General features: G+C 73.0%; 16 protein-coding genes. 9 read left to right on the forward strand and 7 right to left on the reverse strand.

Annotated features, from left to right (window positions below; genetic code table 11):
- The first annotated feature begins 201 nt into the window (after positions 1-201).
- Positions 202-1,506, forward strand: coding sequence for a serine hydrolase domain-containing protein (locus tag ABZX40_RS30110; protein WP_355735716.1), 1,305 nt, complete (start codon positions 202-204; stop codon positions 1,504-1,506).
- 241 nt (positions 1,507-1,747) lie between these two features.
- A complete protein-coding gene (locus ABZX40_RS30115) occupies positions 1,748-2,725 on the forward strand; it encodes a hypothetical protein (protein WP_355735713.1) in 978 nt (325 codons plus the stop codon).
- 584 nt (positions 2,726-3,309) lie between these two features.
- Here the strand turns inward: ABZX40_RS30115 and ABZX40_RS30120 are convergent.
- Positions 3,310-4,236, reverse strand: coding sequence for a hypothetical protein (locus ABZX40_RS30120; protein WP_355735710.1), 927 nt, complete (start codon positions 4,234-4,236; stop codon positions 3,310-3,312).
- Positions 4,237-4,504: 268 nt separating this feature from the next.
- Here ABZX40_RS30120 and ABZX40_RS30125 point away from each other — a divergent pair, with 268 nt between their 5' ends.
- The 3 genes from ABZX40_RS30125 to ABZX40_RS30135 all read left to right on the forward strand — a co-directional run bounded on the left by ABZX40_RS30125 (position 4,505) and on the right by ABZX40_RS30135 (position 7,225).
- Positions 4,505-5,140 carry a papain-like cysteine protease family protein gene (locus tag ABZX40_RS30125; protein WP_355735707.1) on the forward strand — a complete coding sequence of 212 codons (636 nt, stop codon included), beginning with the start codon at positions 4,505-4,507 and terminating at the stop codon, positions 5,138-5,140.
- Positions 5,141-5,163: 23 nt separating this feature from the next.
- Positions 5,164-6,015, forward strand: a complete 852-nt coding sequence (locus ABZX40_RS30130; RefSeq protein WP_355735704.1) for a hypothetical protein — start codon at positions 5,164-5,166, stop codon at positions 6,013-6,015.
- Between the two features lie 430 nt (positions 6,016-6,445).
- Positions 6,446-7,225, forward strand: coding sequence for a serine protease (locus ABZX40_RS30135; RefSeq protein ID WP_355735702.1), 780 nt, complete (start codon positions 6,446-6,448; stop codon positions 7,223-7,225).
- 455 nt (positions 7,226-7,680) lie between these two features.
- Here ABZX40_RS30135 and ABZX40_RS30140 read toward each other — a convergent pair whose 3' ends face one another.
- Both ABZX40_RS30140 and ABZX40_RS30145 read right to left on the reverse strand, forming a co-directional pair.
- A complete protein-coding gene (locus ABZX40_RS30140; RefSeq protein WP_355735699.1) occupies positions 7,681-9,219 on the reverse strand; it encodes a radical SAM protein in 1,539 nt (512 codons plus the stop codon).
- Positions 9,219-11,987, reverse strand: a complete 2,769-nt coding sequence (locus tag ABZX40_RS30145; RefSeq protein WP_355735697.1) for a glycosyltransferase — start codon at positions 11,985-11,987, stop codon at positions 9,219-9,221. The genes ABZX40_RS30140 and ABZX40_RS30145 overlap by 1 nt, the downstream gene beginning before the upstream one ends.
- A 256-nt stretch (positions 11,988-12,243) precedes the next feature.
- On the opposite strand from ABZX40_RS30145, the gene ABZX40_RS30150 reads away from it, so the two are divergent.
- A complete protein-coding gene (locus tag ABZX40_RS30150) occupies positions 12,244-13,611 on the forward strand; it encodes an MFS transporter (protein ID WP_355735694.1) in 1,368 nt (455 codons plus the stop codon).
- 277 nt (positions 13,612-13,888) lie between these two features.
- Here the strand turns inward: ABZX40_RS30150 and ABZX40_RS30155 are convergent, their stop codons facing one another.
- The 4 genes from ABZX40_RS30155 to ABZX40_RS30170 all read right to left on the reverse strand — a co-directional run bounded on the left by ABZX40_RS30155 (position 13,889) and on the right by ABZX40_RS30170 (position 18,569).
- On the reverse strand, positions 13,889-14,926 hold the full coding sequence (locus ABZX40_RS30155; RefSeq protein WP_355735692.1) for a hypothetical protein: 1,038 nt from the start codon (positions 14,924-14,926) through the stop codon (positions 13,889-13,891).
- Positions 14,923-15,846, reverse strand: coding sequence for a methyltransferase domain-containing protein (locus tag ABZX40_RS30160; RefSeq protein WP_355735690.1), 924 nt, complete (start codon positions 15,844-15,846; stop codon positions 14,923-14,925). Before ABZX40_RS30160 ends, ABZX40_RS30155 begins: the two co-directional genes overlap by 4 nt.
- Positions 15,847-16,496: 650 nt before the next feature.
- Entirely contained in the window at positions 16,497-17,078 is a 582-nt protein-coding gene (locus ABZX40_RS30165; protein ID WP_355735687.1) for a DUF4240 domain-containing protein, read from the reverse strand.
- A 240-nt stretch (positions 17,079-17,318) separates the two neighbouring features.
- Entirely contained in the window at positions 17,319-18,569 is a 1,251-nt protein-coding gene (locus ABZX40_RS30170) for a cytochrome P450 (protein WP_355735685.1), read from the reverse strand.
- 454 nt (positions 18,570-19,023) lie between these two features.
- On the opposite strand from ABZX40_RS30170, the gene ABZX40_RS30175 reads away from it, so the two are divergent.
- The 3 genes from ABZX40_RS30175 to ABZX40_RS30185 all read left to right on the forward strand — a co-directional run bounded on the left by ABZX40_RS30175 (position 19,024) and on the right by ABZX40_RS30185 (position 22,117).
- Entirely contained in the window at positions 19,024-19,224 is a 201-nt protein-coding gene (locus ABZX40_RS30175; RefSeq protein ID WP_355735682.1) for a hypothetical protein, read from the forward strand.
- 188 nt (positions 19,225-19,412) lie between these two features.
- The gene (locus ABZX40_RS30180; RefSeq protein WP_355735680.1) at positions 19,413-20,609 is read left to right on the forward strand and encodes a radical SAM protein; all 1,197 of its coding nucleotides are present in this window, start codon (positions 19,413-19,415) and stop codon (positions 20,607-20,609) included.
- Positions 20,606-22,117 carry an MFS transporter gene (locus tag ABZX40_RS30185; RefSeq protein WP_355735677.1) on the forward strand — a complete coding sequence of 504 codons (1,512 nt, stop codon included), beginning with the start codon at positions 20,606-20,608 and terminating at the stop codon, positions 22,115-22,117. The genes ABZX40_RS30180 and ABZX40_RS30185 overlap by 4 nt, the downstream gene beginning before the upstream one ends.
- The last annotated feature ends 16 nt before the right edge of the window (positions 22,118-22,133 follow it).

Genomic DNA, 22,133 nt, shown 5'->3' on the forward strand with positions numbered 1-22,133 from the left:
GAGACCGTCAAGCGCCCGCCCTGGCCGCCCTCGGCAGCACCAGCCGGTCCCCCACCGGGGCTTCCTTCCGTCCCTGCCCGGCGCCGCGCACGCCCCGCACCGCGGCGTGCGGGGCCGTGGCGGGTCTGTCTGACTGGCCGCGGGTGATCCCTCGTACAGGGAGGTGAGCGGGGTCGATGCGTCTGGTCAGTGGAGGAAGCCGTGCCGCCCTCCCTCTCGGCTGCCGCGACGCCGAGGGGTGACGCCGCGCACGCGCGGACCCGGGCCGCGATGGAGCGGGCGGTACGGGACGGTGCGCCCGGAGTCCTGGTCACCGTGGCCGCAGGCGAGGACCGCTGGGCGGGAACGGCGGGGCTCGCGCACCGCGCGACGGGACGACGCCTGCGCTCTGCGGCGGACCATTTCCGGGTGGGCAGCATCACCAAGACGTTCACCGCCACCCTCGTGCTCCGACTGGAGGCGGAAGGCCGACTCAGCATCGACGACACCGTGGAGACGTGCCTGCCCGGGGTGGTCCGCGGCAACGGCCACGACGGCCGCCGCATCACCGTCCGGCAGCTCCTGAACCACACCAGCGGCGTCTACAACCACCTCAACGACCCGGCCCTGCACCAGATCGGCCCGACCTGGCTGGAGCACCGGCACCAGACCTGGACACCGGCCGAACTCCCGGCCGTCGCGATGTCGAACCCGCCCCCGGCGGCCCCCAGCGTGCGGTTCGTGTACTCCAACACCACTCCCAACTACCTGCTGGCCGCGCTGATCGTGGAGAAGATCACCGGCAGCACGTACGAGCGCGAGCTGCGCCGACGCATCATCGCCACCCTCCAGCTGCGCGGCACCCGCGAGACGCTGCCCCGCCCGTCCGGACGGGCCTACTCCACCGACCAGATCCAGGCACCCCTGCCGGGCGTCAACGTCACCGAGTTCAACCCCTCGCCCCTCCGCGCCAGCGGCGAGATGATCAGCACGGCCTACGACCTCGACCGCTTCTACGAGGCTCTCCTCGCCGGCCGGCTGCTGCCCAGGGCACAGCTGCGGAGGGTGACCACCACCCTCCCCGTCGGCACCGACGCCCACGGCCTGGGTCTCTTCCGCATGACCACCTCGTGCGGGACCGAGCTGTGGGGCCACCAGCGCGGCGCCGGTTACGGATTCGAGGCCCTCTCGGTCGCCCACCCGCGACACCCTCCACCGGACGACCCTGTACTTCAACACCGACCATCTGGCGCTCCAGGGCGCGGCGGCCCGCGCGGTCGCGGACGCGGGGTTCTGCCCGCACTCCTGACCCGGCCCAGACGGGTGACGCAATACCCAGCCCGGACGGGTGAGGCAATCGGTCACCCGCGTCCCGGCGCGCAGACACGGCGATCCGAGACGCGACGGCCGCTCCTGACAGCACCCCGGGGCGTCAGCGCCCTCCGCGGCACTGAGAGACCAGACCCCGGGCCGGAACCGACGTACCGAAGAAGCCGGGGGAGGCGGCGCACCGCTCGCGGCGTATGAGTGAGTGATCCGCGCGTGCGCGCCACCCGGCGGGCAGGCCGCATCCGGTAGTTCCAGGGGAACGGGAACCGACTGGAGTGCGGGCCGGACGCTCACCGGAGGTGAGGTGCTGGTGGGCCGGGTGGTGGAGATTCGCGGGCCGGGCGGGTGACCGCCCCGCAGGTCGGACGGCCTGTGGAACGGCGCTGCGGGGAGCATGGCGGCGTCGGTTCGCGTTGCCGAGGGACGGTGGAGAGCTGTCATGGCGGAGTCAGGGGCGCGGGCGGCCCTGGTGCGCAGGGTGTGGGTGGTGAACCCGCCGATGGTCGCTACGTTGGTCGTCGCGGGCGCGTTCCTGCTGTGGGCCCTGGTGGGGCTGGTGGTGGACGGGCGGGTGATCACCGGGCAGCCGGCGTGGGCGAAGCCCGCCCGGTTCGCGTTCTCCTTCGGCCTGTTCGGCGTCACCCTGATCTGGCTGATGTCCTTCGTCCGGCGCCATGACCGCCTGGTACGGGTGATGTCCTGGACGACGGTGGCCTGTGTGGCCGTCGAAGGCGCGGGGGGCACCTGGGCGACGGTGGAGGGGACGACGACCCACTTCAACTTCACCACCGTCGTCAGCGGCGCGAGGATCATCGCCATGCTGCTGGCCTCGCTGGTGCTGCTGGTGATCGGTCTGGTGACCGTGGCGCTGCTGCTGCGCGAGGGGGTCGAGCCGCCGGTGCTGGCCTGGGCCCTGCGGCTGGGGGTGCTGGTGACCACCGTGAGCATGGTCGTCGTCTACCTCATGGTGCAGTCCACGCCCGCGCAGGAGGCCGCGGCCGATCTGGGGTACGGGATGCCGTACATCGGCGCGCACACCGTGGGCCCGCCGGATGGCGGCCCGGGGATGGCGGTCACCAACTTCAGTACGGTCGGCGGCGACTGGCGCGTGCCGCACTTCGTCGGCGTCCACTCCCTCCAGGCCCTCGCCCTGCTGGGCCTGCTCCTCACCCTCGGCCCCCGGATGCTCGGACCCCGCCACCGCACCGCCCTGGTCTGGATCGCCGCCGTCCTCTGCCTGGGCCTCACCGGCGTCCTCGCCTGGCAGACCCACCGCGGACAGCCCCTCACCGCCCCCGACGGCGCCACCGTTCTCGCACTCACCGTGCTGGGCGTGGCGGTTGCCGCCGCCACCGCCGCCGTGTTCCTGCACGCCCGTACGACCCGGCGTCCGCCGACACCCCAGCACCCCGGGTGACCCGATGGCGAGGCCCGCCACCCCCCATCCCCACGCCCGTCACGGCCGGATTCGACGCCCGGCCCGCACACCTCCCGCCTCCCCGGCGGAGCGCCATGTGGCCCAGGGCTACTCCCTGGGCCCCGCCGCACCACACTTCCAGGTTCTTTTCATCACCGTGGCGGTCCACGCCGCCCCCCCCTGACCCCCGTTCGGCCCATGCTCCATGCTCACCCCCGGAGCAGCCCCGCAACCGGCCGGGCCAGGATCGTGTACGGATCGGATTCCTCGGCACGGGCGACGCGACACAACGGTGAACACGGCCTTCTGGCCGGGGAGATGGGCGAAGAGCCAGCGGCGGCGGTGGCCGGGGTTGTCGCCGTGGTGGAAACGCGCAGGATGCCCGGCCGGCGTGCCGGGGAACACCCCTCCCGATTGTGGCCATCACCCCCTGGCCCCCGCCATACCCCCGGCTCGTGCGCCTGCGGGGCGCTCCCACGGGGGGAGACCATGGCGGCGGACCCGCGCCGAACCTGCCCGCCCGGGGGTCGGTTCCATCTCATCGCGGCATCCGCGCCGGGGACCGGGCCGTGTTCTGTCGGCGTTCACTCCCAGTCCCATTCGATGCCCAGGATGCCCGGCCTGACGCCCTGTTCCACGAGGTGGACGGTGCGGTGTCGGCCGCTGAGGGTGAGATCGGTGCGGGCTCCCCTGGGCGCTCCCGTGGTCGCCTGGGCGAACCGGCGGCACCGCACCGGGAGGGCGTGGTCGTCGAAGCGCACCTGGAGGACGTACTGTCCGCCCGCGTAGGGGAAGCCCCGTACGTACTCGCCGCTCGCGCCGCCCGTGCCGTCCTCGAATCCGTAGCCGAAGACATAGGTCTCACCGGCGCGCAGCCGGGCGTCGAAGAGCAGTTCGGCGATGACCAGCCCGGATTCCTGGTGCCGGCGTATCCGCCCGGTGCGGCAGTTGTCCCGTGCCGTGACCCGCACCCGGGTGGGGTCGCAGTCCGGGTCGCCGTGATGGATGGCGAGGTAGCGGTCGATGCCGTCGCGGTGGGCCCGTACGACGTGCCGGGAGTCACGTCCGAGCAGTTCCCGGGTCGGGCCGATGCCCACCCGCTCGTGGTGACCGACCGTGTGCAGTCCGCCGTCCAGCGGGCTCTCCAGCTCGGCCAGCAGTTCCTCGACCGCGGCGGACACCTCCAGCAGGGCACGGTAGGAGCGGGCGGCGGGCCGCTCGGCCGTGGAACGGGCGCTCTCCTCGCCGAGCAGCCTGATCAATGAGTTCCCGGGGAGTTCCAGCACCTCTTCCAGCGCGCGAACGGCCCGCAGCGACTCGGGGCGCCGGGGGCGGCGCGCTCCTTGCTGCCAGTAACTGAGGCTGGTGACACCGACTTTGATGCCGCGGTGCGCGAGATGGTGCTGCACCCGCTGGAGCGGCAGTCCGCGCACCGACAGCGCCGCGCGCAGCGCCAGATGGAACGGCCCGGTGTGCAGCATCTGCACCAGATCGGCCTCGGTGTGACCCATACGTACCTCCAGCGGCTTCGGGCGCGTCCGCGCGGGTTCCGGCACGGCGCCCAGTGAACGTTCACGACGGCGCCGGGCCGCGCGGACGGGCGTTCACCGCCGTCCAGGTGACACGGAGGAACTGTGTTCACCACAGGGCCGATGCGTTCACAGCGCCGTGTCCACCGCATTGAAGCGCGTTGACCTGCTCTCGACAAGGACGGATGCTCAGACCGCAGCGTCCGGACGCGCTCCTCCGCCCCCATCGATCCCCTCAGGGAGGAACGCCATGCGCAAGAACAGGAGACGGCTCAGGGCCGTCTCGGCGGAACTCGCCGCACTCGCCGCACTCATGACCGTGCCCCTGTCGTCGGCCGTCGCGGCCCCGGCCGGTGACTCCGCCACCCCCCACGCGGCCGGTGCCGCGAACGCGGCTCCCGCCCTCGCGGCGAAGCGTCTGGACATCACCATGCAGGCGCAGCTCCAGACGAACTGGTGCTGGGCCGCGGGCGGCAACACCATCGCCGCCTACTTCGGCCGGAACTACAGCCAGAACCAGTTCTGCAACGCCGCGTTCAACCGCAATCAGAACACCCAGTGCCCCAACAACCAGGCGACCCTGGGCAATGTGCAGACCGGGCTGAGCTGGGCGGGCGTACGGCCAGGGTCGTACATCGGCAACTGGCTCCGCTACCCGGCCGTCCAGACCGACATCGACCAGAATCGCCCCATCGAGACCAGGATCCAGTGGTCCAGCGGCGGTGGCCACATGCATGTGATCTACGGCTACGACACCGCGAACAGCTGGGTCTACTGGGCCGACCCCTGGCCGTCCAGCAGCCGCTACAACTGGGGCTCCCACGCCTGGTACGTGAACAACAACTCCTTCTCCTGGACCCACTCGCTCTACCGGATCGGGGCGTGAACGCGATGAGGCGGACCTCGGCCATGCCAGGGAAGTCATGGAAGTCGGTCAGCGCCGCGTTCGCGGCCTCGCTCGCCCTCGGCGCGGCCGGCACCCTCGTCGGCGCGTCCACGGCCGCCGCCGACGGCGGCGGTACGGCGGTGCTCCCGGACAGTCGGCCGTCGGGTGCCGATCTGGCGGCAGCCCGGGACGCCGCCACCGCTCCCGCCACGCTGGAGACCCTCTCCCGCTTCTTCGCCCGGGACGGGGCGGTCGCCCGGTCCGCGGCCGAACCCCGCGCCGAGGGCGCCACGGTGCCCGTCCTGACGCTGTCACCGGAGTTCGTGGCCGGGAAGGCGGGCGCACCCGTGGCCCGTACGGAGTTCCTGGCCACCCAGGCGGTCTCGTCGGACGGCCAGAAGGCGTCCGTGTGGGCGGCGCCCCTGGACGACGGGTGGCAGGTGGTGAACATCGCCACCGGCGACGACGAGTTCCGTTACGCGCGGCGCGGCGCGGACCTGCTCCCCGGCGGGACGGTGTTCCGCGAGCCCCAGATCGACGCCTGGTTCGTGAGCAAGGGGGCGAAGGTGCTCCCGCTGGACGAGGACGCGATCCGCGCGGTCGGCGACAACGGCACCACCCTCGACGCCTACCGCACCCGGGTCCGGGCCGCGTACGGCGACAAGCTCCCCGGCTCCGGGTACGCGAAGAAGGGCTACGCCGGCGGCTACTCCCCCTCGGCCGGGCAGGGCAGCACCACCGGAGCGGCCGAGGCACGGGAGGAGGACAGCGGCCCGGTGGGCATCGTCTCGGTGACCGCGGGCGCGGGGGCGGTCCTCGCACTCGCCCTCTGCGGAGCCGGAGCCACGGCGGCCGGGCGGCGCCGCCACGCCTGAGTCAGCGCACCGCGGCTGCCCCGTGCGACAGATCCGAGCCAGCGTGAAGCCCGTTTCACCTGGGTCCTCGTGCGCCCGTCTCCTCCCCCGGCGGCGGGCGCACCGGGTCGGCCATGTGTCGGATGTGAATCCCGCGCACAGGGTTTCGGTATGCCGCTGAGCCAAGGGGCTGCCTGTCGTGGCCTGGCGGCGCCCTTCGTTGAGCGGCGGCGGTCGCCGTTGCGCCGACGCCGACCAGGGCCGGGGAGTACCGCCGTCCCGGTCCGGGTCCGGGAGCTACCCCTCAGTACGGCCGGATGTTATGGGGCGCTGACATTGGTGGACCCACCCGGCGCCCTCGCATACTCCTGAGCACGGGCCGATTGACGGACCACGAACAGTCTCCGCCGGGCATTTCTCGGGCCCCCCACACACACATATGGAAATTTCCATGCGCCTCGCCCGGCCCCTGGTCGCCGCGGGCATCGCCCTCGGCCTGGCCGTCACCGTTCCGGCTCTCGGCGGTACCGCAGCCGCCGCCCCGACCCCCTTCGTCGGAGGCGAACAAGCCGCCTCCACCTACTCGTTCATGGGGTCGATCCAGGTCAACGGCAGTCACTACTGCGGTGCCTCGCTCATCTCGCCGGAGTGGATGGTCACCGCCATGCACTGTACGTACGGCAACGGCGCACTTCCTCCCTCCGCCCTGCGGGTGCGGATCGGCTCCAACGACCGTCTCAGCGGCGGGAGTCTGGTCGGGGTCTCGCAGATCGTCCGGCCCTCCAGCAGCCAGAGCATGCCCGGCCAGGACATAGCCCTGCTCCGCCTCAGCACCCAGGTCGGCAACATGCCCGCGCCGATCAGCACCAGCACACCGGCCGACAACTCAGCCGTCCGCCTGCTCGGCTGGGGACAGACCTGCCCGCAGCGCGGCTGCTCCACCGCGGCGCCCCGCTACCTCAAGCAGCTCGACACCAGGGTGCTGCCCGACAGTTCCTGCACCGGCATGGTGAACAGCCGTGAGCTGTGCATCGCGGGCGCCACCTCCAGCACCGCCTGTTACGGCGACTCGGGCGGGCCGGCCCTGGTCAACCGCAACGGCCGTCTCGAACTCGCGGGCGCCACCAGCCGCAGCGGCGCGAACAGCAGCACCTGCGGGGTCGGCGGCGCGGTCTACACCGACGTGGCCACCTGGCGGTCCTGGATCCAGCAGCACACCGGGGTGCTCTGAGCCGTGGACTCCCCCGGTCTGAGTCGGGTCGGGGCGGGTTGGGGCGCGTCAGGCCGGGTTGTGGAGTGGGCGGCGGGGGGAAGCGGCAGCCGTGGCGCGGGGGCCAGTGCCGAGCGGATCCGCGGCTACCGGCTCCGGCCGCCCGAGGGGGTGGTGCCGGTGACCGTCTGGACGGCTTCGGCGCCGTACCGGCGACGGGGTCGTCGTGGATGTCATCGGGCTCGAACCGGTCGTGGTGATCCTCCCCGCGGGTACCCCTTCGCCGGACAGGAGCGCATCGACCTGGCGGATCTCGCCGCCGAGACCTGGCTGCTGCCGCCGAGCGACGCGCCCGCACGCTGCTGCTCGACCTCGTCCGGGAGGCGTTCCGGGCCCGGTGCGGCACGGGCGGCCGGGCGCGGGGGGAACTGGGCGGCCAGGCGGTCATCAGTGCGGGGCATCGACGCCCCCATGGGTCAGGCGCCCTCGTCCGTCGCCGCCCGCCCCTCCCTCAGCTCCGTGTTGATGATCGCCTCCACCAGTGTCTCCCCCACCGGGGTCAGTGTGATCGTGCCCGACTGCTCGTCGGTGAGGAGCAGGCCCCGGCGCTGGAGGGAGTCGAAGGCGGCGCGGCGGTGGGGGGAGAAGAGGGACGCGGCGGGGAAGCGGCGGCGGTGGATGTCCTCGCGCAGGGGCCGCAGCGTGGACAGGGCCATGTTCACCGCGCGCGTCTCCTGGGCCTGCGCCGTGAACGCCGTGGCGGAGCCCAGGGGAATCCGGCCGGCGTCGACGGCGGTGCCGTAGCGCCGCCAGTCGACATCGGTCATGGCCTCGGAGCGGCGGCAGCTGGAGCTGCCGCCGAGGCCGATGGCGACCTCGGCGTGCTGCTGGTCCTGGTCGGCCATGATGGCCTTCCACTTCTCCGGACCGGCGCCGGGGCGGGCGAAGTACATGGTCGGATGCTCCGTCCAGCCCGCCCCCCGCAGGCCGTCGGTGAGGATCTCCCGCATCTGGTACTGCTCGCCCAGGGTGGGCCAGTGATGGCCGCGGGACTCCAGACGGGCGCGGTAGTCGGGGAGTTGCCAGGCGGCGGGGCGTACACCCGCGACACCGGTGCGGGTGTCGCTGTAGTCACGCAGGTGGAGCTTGGTGCAGACGACCGCGGTGGGTTCCTGCTCCAGTACGGTGTCCAGGTCCCGGCGGACGGTGTCCAGGGTCTGGTCGAGCAGGCCGTACATCAGGTCGACGCTGATCCAGTCGAAACCGGTGGCCCTGGCCCGGCGGATGAACTCGGTGCAGGTGTCGCCGGTGTGCTCACGGCCGCTGAGCCGCAGCACATGGTCGTCGAACGACTGCACCCCGCTGGAGACCTTGGTGCAGCCCAGTTCCGCCAGCAGTTCCAGTTTGGGCGGGGTGAACGTGGTGGGGTCGCCCTCGAAGCGGATGGTGGTGTCGGGGCCGAAGGCGAAGTGCTCCCGGTAGAAGTCCAGCAGGCGGCGGATCTCCCCGGCGGGCAGGAGGGACGGGGTGCCGCCGAAGACGTTGAACTCACCCACCGGTGCCGTGGCCAGGTGCGGCAGCCTGCGCAGCCACAGTCGGGCCTCGCGGATGTTCCAGTCCACCCACTGCGCCGATCGCCGCGCCACTGTCTCCTGCGGGCCCTTGGTGATGACGACCGGGTACTGGCAGAAGCGGCAGCGGTAGGCGCAGGTGGGGATGTAGGCCCAGAGGTGGATGGGCGGGGTGGTGGCGAGCTGGCGGTCCAGGTCGTCCAGGAAGGACTCCGGGTCGTAGTCCTCGATGTTGCCGGGGAAGACATGGGCGCCGAAGGGGTCCTCGCGCACATAGTCCAGCAGGTGCCGGTTCTCGGGGGCGGACAGGGCGTGGACGGCGGCGGGGACGGGGGCGGTCGGGTCCAGGGCCAGCAGGGAGTTCAGGGCGGGGTCGGTGGAACCCGGGCTGGTGGGTGTCGGGGCGCGGTGCACAGGGCTGCTGGTCAGAGGGTCGACGGCCATCAGAAGACACCGCCGTTCCCGAAGTAGTCGTGGGCCTCTCCTGATTCGCGGTCCTCGCAGTAGTAGGCGACGAACTCCCTGAAACGGGCGCGGGGGACGTCCTCCAGGCAGGGCGGCAGTGGCGGTGGATGGCCGATGTCGTCGCCGACCGTCGCGCGCAGCCGCTCGAAGAGTTCGGCGGCGAATTCGAAGTACAGCCGGAACGACGGGGTCTTGTAGGAGTGGATCGGGGTGAAGTCCCTCAGCCGGGTCTCCTCGGTGATCTCCTCGACGCGTCGGCGCAGCGCGTCGGCGAGCGGGGCGCCGAAGAACTCCCTTACCGGCGCGGTCTCCAGTAGCGCGGGGTCGAGCAGGAGGGGCAGCAGCAGGTTCTTGGGGGTGAAGTCCTTGATGGAGAACTCCCAGGCCCGGCGGGCCTCCTCCTCGGTGAGATCCGGGTGGTCCTTGTCCTGGTCGTGGCCGCCGTCCTGGTCGTGATCCAGGCCGCCGTCCCGGTCGTGGTCGGCGGCCTCGTCGTGGTCGGCGGCCTCGTCGTGGTCGGCGGGCGGTGCGGTGGTGGTGCCTCCGTTCTCCGGCTCGGGGCGGATGTCCCGCATGACGATCGTGCCGTGGGAGCCGTACGCCTTGCCCTCGATCACCTCCTCCAGCGCGTGGTCCACGCGGCGCGGGTTGATCTCCACCCGGGACTGCGGGACGTAGACCCGGCTGCCGCCGAGCGCCGAGACCTTGATACCGAAGTCCCAGTCGTCGGAGAGATGGCTGACGAACCGGCCGTCCTGGAGCTGGTAGAAGATCTCGATGCCGCCCGCCTTGTCGTGCGCCTCGCGTTCGACGGCGAAGCCCTTGCCGTCGGGGAAGCCGCCGAAGAGGGAGAAGGCGACCCGGCGGCAGCGCAGCGTGCGGGAGATCGCGTCCCAGAGACGGGGGCGGCTCGTGAAATGTTCCTCGCGGTAGTAGTAGTCGCATACGCCGATGGCGGCGCCGGTGGTGTCCATCGCCTCCACCAGGGTGGCCAGCCAGGCCGGGTCCACCTGGCAGTCGGCGTCGGCGGAGACCAGGTAGAAGCGGTCGTCGTCGGCCGGGGACGCCGGGCCCGTCGCGGCGGAGGTACCGCCGGTGGTGCCGGACGGGCCGCGGCCCGTGGCGCGTTCGGCGGCGAAGAGCATGCCGGTGCGGCGGGCGCAGGACGCGCCCTGCTCGGGTTCGTGGACGATGTGCAGGGCGGGGCCGGGGCGCTCCTTGGCGAAGCGCCGGGCCAGTTCCACCGTCGCGTCCGTGGAGTTGTTGTCGACCAGGACGATCTCGTACAGCTCCGGGTCGAGCGGGGTGCCGGACCGGTCGCGCTGCTCGTACAGGGAGGTGAGGACGGTGGGGAGGCTGGCCGCCTCGTTGTAGACGGGGATGATGACGCTCATCCGGGTCCGGGGGCCCATCGGGGTCAGGACCAGCCGGTCGAGGAGTCCGGCGGCGGTGGAGCGGCCGAAGTGCCGCTCCCCGAGCCGGTGGTTGTGATCGGCCGTGGCGGACCTCAGGCGGTCGTCGTTCAGCAACTGTGCCACCTCGTTCACGAATGCGGGGGTCGGCAGATCGTCGTGCAGGACGGGCGCCCGGAAGCCCTTGTCGCCGTACACCGTGGGGTACAGCTCGTAGGCGCTGGTGATGTAGGGGACATGGGCGGCGATGGCCTCGCCGATGGGGTTTCCGTAGCTCTCGTAGTCGTAGGAGGTGAGGAACGACAGCAGGTCGGCGTGTGCCAGCAGATCGCGGACCGAACGGCCGCCGCCCGCGGGTGCCCCGGTGGCCTCCGGGTCCGGAGCGAGCCAGCCGCCGAACACGACCCGGCCGGTCACGCCGAGCCGTTCGGCCAGCGCGGTCAGCCGCCGGTACTCGCGCGGGTCCTCGGTGGTGTCGCCCGCCACGAACAGCCGGGCGTCCGTGGTCGGGGCGAGCGCGGCGATCAGATGGATGTCCCGGTCTATCCGCTTCTGCGGGATGATCCGGGTGGTGCGGGCGATCAGCCGGGCGGTGGCGGGGATCGCGTGGTCCTCGCGGAAGCGGGCGTTCGCGGAGGTGACGGTGGCCGGGCGGTGGGAGAACGCGTTGGGAAGCACGTCGATCCGGCGGATGTGCGGCGCCCAGGCGCGGGTCAGGGTCCTCGCCCGCTCGTGCAGGGCCAGATAGCGGATGTGGGGGGAGTCGAGCAGGGGCGGGGTGCCGAGCCAGGGCGGGGCGCCGTACTTGCCGCTGCCCGGCTCGCTCTGCCACATCAGGTCGTGATCGCGCCACAGCACGAAGCGCCCGAGGCGGTGCCGGGCGCCGTACACGGTGATCGCCCGCTGGAGGGCCTGGGTGACCATGATGTTCTCCGGCAGGGTGCCGTTCTCCACCAGCACCCGGGTGACACCCAGTGACTCCCACTGCGCGAGCAGCCGTCGGCCCAGGGCGCCGGTGATCCGCTCCACCTCGGGCAGCAGACGCGGATCGCCCTTCTCCACCATCTCCTGGAGCACCTCCGTGACCAGCGTGGTGCCGTATCCGTCGACGGTGTCCAGGGCGGGCAGCCGCGACAGCCGCACCCAGCGCGGCAGCAGCCGGGACTCGTCGCGGTACGGGACGAAGAATCTGTTCTTGTCCGCCTTGATGTCGTAGCCGAGGTCGAGATGCACCTCGTAGCCCCGGTCGTGAAAGTGCCGGGCGGTCTTCACGAACTCGACGACCACCCCGGACAACGGGGTCGCGTCGAAGGACACTCCCCACAGCACCGCCATGGCTCCCGCCTCCCTGCCTCGCCCCTCGCGCCCCTCGCTCCTCCGTACGGACCCTGCCCGCGCGGGCCGCCGTGGCCGCCGTGTCCGCCGGGGACTGCACGGCCGTACGAAGGGTGTACCCGTCCGGGTAGGGAGGGGAGTTCGCAGAGTGCGATCGGGAAGAGTTGACGCAAAGCCGACGGTGTTCCTGCCGCATATCCGGCACTTCCCGCCGGTGCCGGGCGGCGCCTGCCCGTGTGTGGTGCGGAGGTTCGTCATGCTGTTCGCCCGTTTCGCGGTCTGCGCCGTCTTTCTGCTCGACGGCATGATCTACGGATCGTGGGCGGCCCAGGTCCCGGCGCTGGCCCGGCAGACGGGCAGCGGCAACGCCGTCCTCGGGCTGGTGCTCCTCGGACCGGCCGCGGCGATGGTCCTGACGGCCGTACCGGCGGGCCGGGCCTGTGCCCGCTTCGGCGCGCGACGGGTCGCGGCGGTCTGCCTCGGCGCGGGGTTCGCGGTGCTCGCCCTGGTCGGTACGGCGGACACCCCGCTGCGTCTCGGGCTCACCCTCGCGGTGCTGGGCGGTCTGATGGGGATGGTCGACGTGGCCGCGAACGTGGCCGCCGTCGACGTCGTCCGCGCTCTCGACCGTCCGCTGATGCCCCTCTTCCACGCCAACTTCAGCCTCGGCGGCCTCCTCGGTGCCGGGGGTGCGGCCCTCGCGTCCCTCGCGGGCGCCGGACCGACGACGCAGCTCGCGGTCGTGGCCGTCATGGGGGCGGGGGCGACGGGGGTGGTGGTGAGGGGGGTGCCGGAGGGGCGGCGGGTGCGGAGGGAAAGGGGGCGGGAGAGGTCTGTGCGACGCGCACGGGGAGCGTGGCGGGAGGGGTGGTGGCGGAGGGGGCGGTGGCGGGAGGGGTGGGTGCCTGGGGAGCGGGGAGCTGAGGGGCGGGCGGGGGCGGTCGAGGAGTTGGCCCGGGGCGGCATGGGCGTCCGTCCGGGGGCGTCGGCGCGGGTCGGTTCCGGCGGTCGGCGGGTTCTGGTGATCGCGTGCGGGGCCGTGCTCGTCGCCGTCGCCGAAGGGGCCTGTTCGGAGTGGTCGGGGCTGTTCCTGGTCCGCCGGCACCAGGTGCCGGACGCCGTTGGCGCGGGCGGCTACGCGCTGTTCACCGCGGTCGTCGCCGTGACCCGGCTCTGCGGTGAGCGTCTGGAACGGCTCCTCGGCCCCTACGGTCTGGTCGGGGGCGGCGCGCTGCTCGCCGCGGTGGGGTTGCTGGTGACGGCGACCGCGCCGGTCACCGGTGCCGCGCTCGCGGGGCTCGGGCTGGCGGGGGCGGGACTGGCCTGTGCCTTCCCCGTGCTGATCGGGCTCGCGGGCGGGGCGGGCGAGGGGGGCGGTGAGCGGGAGATCGCCTGGGTCACGACCGTCGCCTACGCCGGGATGCTCGGCGGTCCGCCGGTGATCGGCTGGACGGCCGGGGTCGCCGGACTGCCCGTCGCGATGGCCGTGGTCGCCCTGGCCTGTCTGGCGGTCGTTCCGGTCGCCTGGTCCGCGCGGAGGGCGGCACGGAGGACGGCAGGGGGGACGGCAGGGGGGACGGCGTCGCCGGTTCGGTCCGGTGCGTCGGTGCAGGTGGACCGCTGAGGAAGGCCGGGCGGGCAACGCGCCGTTCTTCGCGGTCCCTTCCGGACCGGCGGTCAGCACGCCGCCGACCGGGCGGCCTTGTCGCCCCGGCCCAGGACGCCGGGGGACGCCGGGGGACGCCGGGGGGCTCCGGTAGTCGACGCCACCGACGGCATCGTCCCCCGGATCGACGTACATCCCCGTCACGCCACCCGTACAGGGCCCTCCCTCGTCCTCCACGCCCATATCTCGCCGCCCTCACCCGACAGGCGGCCCCACGGCACCGATGGCGCGCGCCTCAGAGGGGTCCCAGTGCCCTTGCCTGCCGTTGAACCGCGGTGGCTGCCCCGCGCAGGACATCGTGCTCGTGGCGGGTCAGCGGGAACTCGCGCACCCTGGGCAGACCCGCCGCCTCCAGCGACACCGGGAGGCCCAGGCTGACGCCCCGCAGGCCGTACTCGCCCTGGAGGGAGACGGAGACGGCGCAATCGGCCGGACCCCCCTGTTCGGCCTCCCGGATCATCCGTGAGACTCCCGCCGCCGTGGACCAGACCGTCGTCCGGGCGAGTCCCAGTGCCACCCAGCGCGGATACCACTCCCGTACAAGGGTCAGCACGGCGGCGCGTTCGTCCGGTCCCAGGCGTACCTGGCGGCCCGCCACCCGTACATGGTCGAGCAGCGGAACGCACAGGTCGCCGTGTTCGCCGATGATCCACGCCTCCACATGCCGGGGGTCGATGCCCAGTACCCGGGCCACGGCGACGCGAAGGCGCAGACTGTCGTTCCATGAGTAGCCGACAATGCGCCGGGGATCGATCCGGGCACTGTTCTGGAGCCAGGTGGCCAGCACATCCACCGGATTGGACACGACGACGACCCGGCCGGGCCAGTGTTCCGGGAGGCGCGCTATCGCACGGAAGTAGGGCCGCAGGATCTCGGCATTGTCATGGAGGAAGCCGATGCGCTTCTTCTGCGGTGAGAAGGGGACCGAAGCGGCGATGACGATCACATCGGAGTCGGGGAGGCCGCCGATGTCGCCGCGGCGGACGAGGGACGCGTGCCCGAAGGGTTCGAGTGCCTCCAGGTCCATCAGCTGGCAGGTGACGGATTCGCTGCGGCGCCCCAGCAGGCTGATCTCGTAGCCCGAGCGGGAGGCGATGAGGTCACGTGTCAGCGCGGAGCCCACGCCGCCCGCGCCGCCGACGATCGACACCCTGGTCCTGCCGCCCGGCAGACCGGCCCGGGTGCGTGGGTGCGGCGCCGCCTCACGGTCGGCGCGGCGGGGCGGGGCACCGGATCCGGCACTCATCTCCGCGCACTCGGAGTAGGCGCTCATCTCCGCGCACCCGGGAACGCGGTCCTCCGGCCCGGGACGCCCCGAGGCCCGCCGCGGCTGCGCACGGTGCGCCGGGCCACGACCACGGTCCAGCCCAGGGAGGTCATCCACCGGCTGGGGTCGGCGCTGGCGGCCGTGAACGCCACGATCAGTTCGGGGTCGATGGACGTACCGAGACGTGGCCCGGCGGCTCGCAGAGTGCGCAGATACAGGTCGGCCCAAGGTGATCCGCCCCGGTAGTACGGCAGCTCCATGCGCACGTCGGTGGCCTCCAGACCGGCCCGGGGAAGGCTGTTGGGCAACTTGCCGCCGAGGGTGAAGTCCACGCCGACGGAGGTCCCCCACCGGCACCAGGCCGACCAGTAGCGGCGCTGCACCTCGTCGTCGTTGGCGATCCCGACACTCGCGTCCGGCTCGACCAGGACGAGCGTCCCGGTGGGCTTGAGGGCGGCGGCCAGCCGGGCGAGGGCGTTCTCCCAGGCCGGAAGGTGGTGCAACAGGGCGCGGGCGGTGATGAGGTCGAACGCGGCATCGGGGAGGGGGGTGTCGAGGACATCGAGCTTGCGGACCGTCACATGCGGATGGTCCGCGAGTCCGCCGAGGAAGGAGACGTTGAGGTCGGCCGCGACGACGTGGCCGTCCGGCACGACCTGGTCGGCCATCCACGCGGAGAGGGTCCCGGCCCCGGCGCCCACCTCCAGACAGGACTGCCCGGGTCCGATCCCGGCCCTGCGGAGCGCCGATCGGTGCATGGGGTCGAGCAGTCCGGCGAGCAGGCGCAGACGGTCGTGCTCCTCGGAACCGGAGTCGTTGAACACATAGGCGTCCGCGGGGGACGCCGCGTGCCGGTCCGGCTCCGGGTGCGCACGCGGCGGCGATACCGCGGACGTCGCGGAGTTCAGCTCAACCGAGGAAGGCATACGAACTCACCTGTCCTGGACGATGTCGTCCGGTTGTTGACGCGGAATCAACTGACGTGAGTCATTCATATGATATTGGCGTGATCGGGTCAAGATCCAGGCGCTGAAAGCCGTTGTGGGGCCGCTGTGGGGGTTCGTCAACCAGCCGGGTGGGGAGGTCGGTTCGGAGCGTCGGTCGGCATTTCCCGAGCCCTGCTCGTTTTGCCGCAGCTGACGGTGGGTTCGGCGGCCGGCAGCCGACGGGGTCGGTGGTGTCGTTCCGCTGCCTGGATCGTCTTCGCCACGGTGATTTTCGGCCATGCGGGTATGGGTGGCGCCGGTGGTGGCGGCCCTTTCCGGTTTCATGCCGTTGCCCTGCCGGGCCGGTGGTCCGGGCGGGCGGAGGTGTGGAGTCCGGATCTGCCGGGCGGGGCGTGTCGGCGCGGTACTCGGGATCGGCGGAGGTCGATCTCGCCCCTTCGGGCGCCGGACTCCGGGCGCCGGACTCCGGGCTGGGGGTTCGGGGTTCCGGGTTCCGGGCTCGGGACTTGGGGCTCGGGACTTGGGGCTCGGGACTTGGGGCTCGGGACTTGGGGCTCGGGACTTGGGGTTCCGGGCTCGGGGCTCCGGGCTCCCCGCCTACGGTCGTGAACGTCGGCGGCGCGTCCCGGTCAGGAGGCGGATCCTGCGGGGAAGAGGGCGTCGAGCCGGGGGGTCTGCGTTCTCACCGTGGCGTCGTCTGCGGCGTCGGCCTCCTCCTCGGGCTCCGCCCCTGCCTCCTGAACGGCTTCCAGGGCCTCGTAGAACGCCTCGCCGCTGTCGCTCTCCTGGCCCGTCAGCTCGTCGAACACCTCCCGGGCCACGTAGTCCAGTTCCTCCCACTCCGGCCACTCGTCGTCACACCATTCCCGCGTGTGCCGTCCCACCAGCGCCCGCACCTCGGCTGCGTCAGCGAGGGCATCCGGATCGGCAAGCACCGCCTCGTACGTCTCCTGCCCCTGGGCCACCAGCCAGAGCGCGAAGTAGCCGAAGCCGTCGTCGGAGCACAGGCCACCCTCGATCCGGTCCACCGCCCGCCAGAGCCCGTCCGTGGCGACCGCCGCGCACGCGGTCTCCAGAAGGGCCTGGAACTCCGCCGTCTCCGGGGCGGGTCGGCGCCGCAACTCCCCGCGCAGCCACTCCAGCCGTGCGTGCCGGTCACCGGGGCGACGGCTCAGCTCGTCCATGAGTGCCCAGAAGGTCATTTCGTCCATGGCGCACAGGATCGCAGCCACCACTGACATGCCCGCGAGATCCCTTGCGTCAAGCGCGGTGGCGGCCTGGTTGAGCGGTCCGCTTCGGGACGCGGAGATCCACTTCGGGACGCCTCCGAGGCAGGCCGTCCTGGCGTTTCCGGCGCCTCGCGGCTCGGGCGGGGTCCGTCGTCGTCCCGGCCCGCTCGTCCTGCCCCTGCCGTAGGACGCGGGCCCCTGGCAGTCGTCTCGTCCCGCCCCCTATCGCGGAGCGCCCGGCAGTATCGGCAGCGCCGTCAGGCGGCGGTGCAGGTAGCCGCCGCTCCAGGTCAGTTCGGCCAGGGGTACGGCGGGGGTCAGCCGGTGCCAGTGGGCGAGGAGCGCGGTCAGGGCCACCGTCAGTTCCAGGCGGGCCAGCGCCGACCCGGGGCAGTAGTGGGGGCCCAGTCCGAAGGTCAGATGGCGGCCCGCGGTGCGGCGGCCCGGGTCCAGGGTCTCGGGGTCGGCGTGGCAGCGGGGGTCGTGGTTGGCCGCGGCCACCGAGAGGAGGACGCCGCTGCCCGCCGGGACGAGGGTGTCGCCGATGCGGATGTCGTCCAGCGCGACCCGCTTGGTGGCGAAGGGGCCCGGGGTGTCCCAGCGCAGCAGTTCGTCGACGGCGCGCGGGATGCGGGCCGGTTCCTCGCGCAACCGCTGCTGGACGCGGGGGTGTTCCAGCAGGGCGACGGTGCTCATGCCGATCGCCTGCACCGTGCTGTCGAAGCCCGCCAGCAGCAGCATCGCCAGCAGCGACGCCACCTCGTCCTCGGTGGCACCGCCCTGGGTGCGCCACTCGGCCAGGGTGCGGGAGATCAGATCCTCGCCGGGCGCGGCGGTGCGGCGGGTCATCTCGGCGCGGACGAAGGCGTCGATGCGGGCGACGCTGTCCTCGACGGCGCGCGGCGTGCAGGCCGCCTTGTCGGCGAGGCGGGCCACCGGCTCGTACAGCGCGGCGCGTTCCTCCTCGCGGACGCCGAAGACCTCGCACAGGGAGAGGAAGGCGAGGGGGCGGGCGAAGGCGTCCATCAACTCGACCGGGCCGCCGTCCCGGGACGCGTCGGCGGCGTCGAGGAGGTCGGCGGCGGCCTGCTCGATGCGCCGCCGGTGGGCCGCCATCCGGGCCGGGGTCAGGGCGGGGGTCGCCAGGCGGCGGATCCGGGTGTGGTCGGGCGGGTCGTAGTTGACCAGGGTGACATCGAGGGCCCGCCGGCGCCGGGTGGGGTCGGGTACCCGGCCGCCGCTGAGGGAGAGGCGGGCGTCGAGGAAGCCCGCGCGCACATCCTCCGCGCGGGTCACCAGCCAGGCGGGCCGCCCCGCGGGGGTCCTGACCCGGGCCACCGGGCAGCTCTCGCGGAAGCGGGCCAGCGTCTCGCCGGGCCGGGCCAGGAACTCCTCCCCCAGCGGCTCCGGCAGCCTCTGCGGGCCGACCCGGGCGGCTGCGGCCCCGGCCGGTGCGGTGGGTTCGGTGTCCATGCGCGGGCGTCCTCTCGCGGGGGCGGGGCGGGCGGCGGTCACCGTAGACGGGGCCGGTTGCGGGGCAGTTCGGCGGCGGTGCGTTTCCGGTATGCGGCTGCCGGGGTCCCCCGGCGGGGGGCGGCGGCGCGTGGGGCGGGGTGGCGGCGGGGGCCAGTCCAGTGCCGTGGAATCCGGCCGGGGCCCGCCCTGTGCCGTGGAACCCGGCCGGAACCCCGCCTCGTGCCCTGGAATCCGGCCGGGGCCCACCCCGTGCCGTGGATTCCCCGTCCGGGGCCCGCCCCGTGCCGCGGAACCCGGCCGTGCCCGCCGCGCCCACCAGCGGGGTTCACCGGAGGACAACCGGCGGCGAACCGGCGGACAACCGGTGCCGAACCCGCTGCTTCTAGCGTCCTGCCGGTCGGCGCAGTGCCGTCGCCCGTCGTCCCGATCGCCCGTCTCTTGGAGGACCAGCATGGCCGAGAACATCGAGCCCAACGAGGAGACCACCGAGACCCCCGCGGAGGAGACCCCCGAGGTCGTCGCGCACTCCGCGTCGAACGTCGCCTGGTGCGGCGTGCACCAGGAGTCGGTCGACGAGCCCGAGGTGGTCGCCCACTCCGAGGAGGGCGAGGACACCCCGTGGTGCGGTGTCCACCAGGAGCACAGCCTCTGACCGGCACCCCCACGCCTGGTCCGGTCAGCGGGCCGGTGCTCCCCGGTCGCGGTGCACGGATCCATCCACCGCGGCCGGGGCGCCCGCCGTCCGGCAGCCTCCTCCCGATCCCCGCCTCGCCCCCACCTTCGCCCTCACTCTGACCCTCACCCCTCACCCCTCACCCTCGCCCCGACCCGGAGGTTGCCGTGTCCGGTACGCAGTCCGTCAGCATCCCCGCCGCCGGGGCCCGACTGATCCGCGCCGAGCGGGGGTGGTGGTTCCTGGGCGGCGGCGGATACGCGCTGATGCGGCCCGGCCAGGTCGGCCCGGACGGCACCCTGCGACCGTCGGCGGAACGCTATCTGCGGGAGGCGGGACTGTACGACGTACGGCCCTACACCTCCTACTCCCTCACCGTGCTGACCAGTACCGACTGCAATCTGGGGTGCGGTTACTGCTTCCAGAACACCGCGCAGGACCCGCGCGGCGGGAACCGGCCGCCGCGCATCCGGCACGCCCGGCTGACACCGGAGGCCGTCGGGCAGGTGGTGGACTTCACCCGGACGCGGATGGAGGCGGCGGGGATGGACCGGCTGTCGCTGCTGCTGTTCGGCGGTGAGCCGCTGCTCAACCCGCGCGGCTGCCGCGATCTGCTCACCCGGGCCGGGGAACTGGGCGCGCTCACCGCGTCGATGACCTCCAACGGCACCCTGCTCACCCCCCTGATCGCCAAGGAACTCAACGCGGCGGGACTCGGCTCGGTCCAGGTCACCTTCGACGGCGACCGCGCCGAGCACGACACCATCCGCATCCGGCGCTCCGGCGGCGGCACCTTCGATGTCATCGTGGCCAACATCGCGCGGGCCATCGAGACCACGTCCCTGCGCTGGATGCTGCGGGTCAATGTCTCGCACCTGAACCGGCACGGCATGGACGAGTTGGTCGAGCGGCTCGGGGACCGGCTCGATCCGGCGCGCTGCGGTATCCACTTCGCCCGGGTCGGCGATGTCGGTGTCGGCTACGCCAACCATCTGCTGCACGAGGACGGTCTCGTCGCGGACTTCGTCCGCTGGCACGCCCGCGCCCTGGAACTGGGCTTCTCGGTGTCCCGCCCGCGCGCCCACGTCCCCTGCCAGGCGTGCTCGTTCGCCGACGGCCGCTACGGGGCCGTCGTCAACGCCGACGGTGTCCTGGCCAGTTGCTGGGAGACGGCCGGAAAGCCCGGCATGGAGGTCGGCACGGTCACCGACGGCTATCTCCCGGCGGAGCGGACCGAAGGCCGCTGGGTGAGCTGCCACGACCACTACCGCTACGACGAGGAGGCGGCGGTGCGCGCCTCGTTCCAGGACCGGGTGGACGCCGGGGTGCTGGACTGCCTGGCCACCGCCGGACGGCTGGGATGACGAGCCCGGACGCACCGCGCGCCGCGAAGGGTTCCGGCGTGCCGCGCGCCGCCAAGGGCTCCGGTGTGCCGCGGACTCCCAAGGGCTCCGGCGTCCTGCGGAGCAACGCCGACTTCCGCCGCTACTGGCTCAGCACGACGCTGTCGACCTTCGGCAGCCAGTTGTCGCTGCTGGCCTTCCCGCTGCTGGTGCTGTCGATCGGCGGGAGCGCGGCGCAGGCGGGCACGGTCGCCACCTGCTCACTGGTGACCCGGACGCTGCTGCGACTGCCCGCGGGGCAGCTGGCCGACCGGCTGGACCGGCGCCTGATCATGGTCGGCTGCGATCTGGTGCGGCTGGTGGCGCTGGCCGGCATCCCGGTCGCGGCGGGGCTCGGGCACCTGGGGCAGACCCAACTGCTGCTGGTGGCGGTGGTGGAGGGCGCGGCGAGCGCGCTGTTCGCACCCGCGGCCACGATCGCGGTGCGGGACGTGGTACCGGAGCGGGATCTGACCGAGGCGCTGAGCCGCAGCCAGGCCGCGGTGGCGTCGAGTTCGCTGATCGGCCCCTTCGTCGGCGGCTGGCTGTTCACGGTGGACCCGATCCTGCCGTTCGCGGTCGACGCGGCCTCCTACGCGGTGTCCGCGCTGTTGCTGCTGCGGATCGCGAGCCGCCCCGCGCCGGAGGGCGCCGGTGCCGGGCGCGACAACCGGCTCACCGCCGGGCTGCGGTGGCTCACCCGGCAGCGTGCGCTGCTGGCGGCGCTGTTCTTCGCCGCGGGCATCAATGTCGTGTCCGCCGCGGCCCAGACGACGATGGTGGTCTCCCTGCGCCAGAGCGGGGCGGGCGGGACGGCGATCGGGGCGGTGATGGCGTGCGCGGGGGTCGGCGCGCTCCTCGGCGCGGCGGCGGCGGCCCGGCTGATCAGGGCGATCCCGGCGTCCCGGCTGTTCCTGCTCATCGGGGCCGTGTGGGCGCTGGGGCTGGCCGTGTTCTCCACCACGTCCGATCCCTGGACGATCGGTCCCGTGCTGGTCGTGGTCGTCTTCTTCAGCCCGCCGGCGGGCATCGTGGTCGCCCGCGCGGTGCTGGTGCTGGCACCCCGGGACCTTCTGGGCCGGGTCAGTACCGCGACCGGGCTGCTGATGGCCGGGCTCGCCTCGCTCGGGCCGGTCCTGGCCGGTCTGTTCGTGGACTCGCTGGGCGCCGGGCGCACCTGGCTGGCGCTGGCGGGCACCGCGGCCGTGGTGACGGTGCTGTCGTCGGTGCCGCTGCTGCGGGAGACCGCCCTCGACATGGACACGGACGGCGACGACGACACCGGCGGCCGGGACACGGACGGCGACGACCGTATCGGCGGCCGGGACGCCGACGGCCACGACCGTACCGGCGGCCGGGACACCGACGGCCACGACCACACCGGCCACCCGGACACCGACGGCGGCCCGGATCCGGTCGCCCCCCAGCGCGACACCGGCGGTCCGGCGGGCCTGGTCCGCGCGCCCGGCAAGAAGACGGGCGGTCCCTGACCGGGCCCGGTGACCA

This window comes from Streptomyces sp. NPDC004610 (assembly GCF_040609715.1).
Lineage (GTDB): Bacteria > Actinomycetota > Actinomycetes > Streptomycetales > Streptomycetaceae > Streptomyces.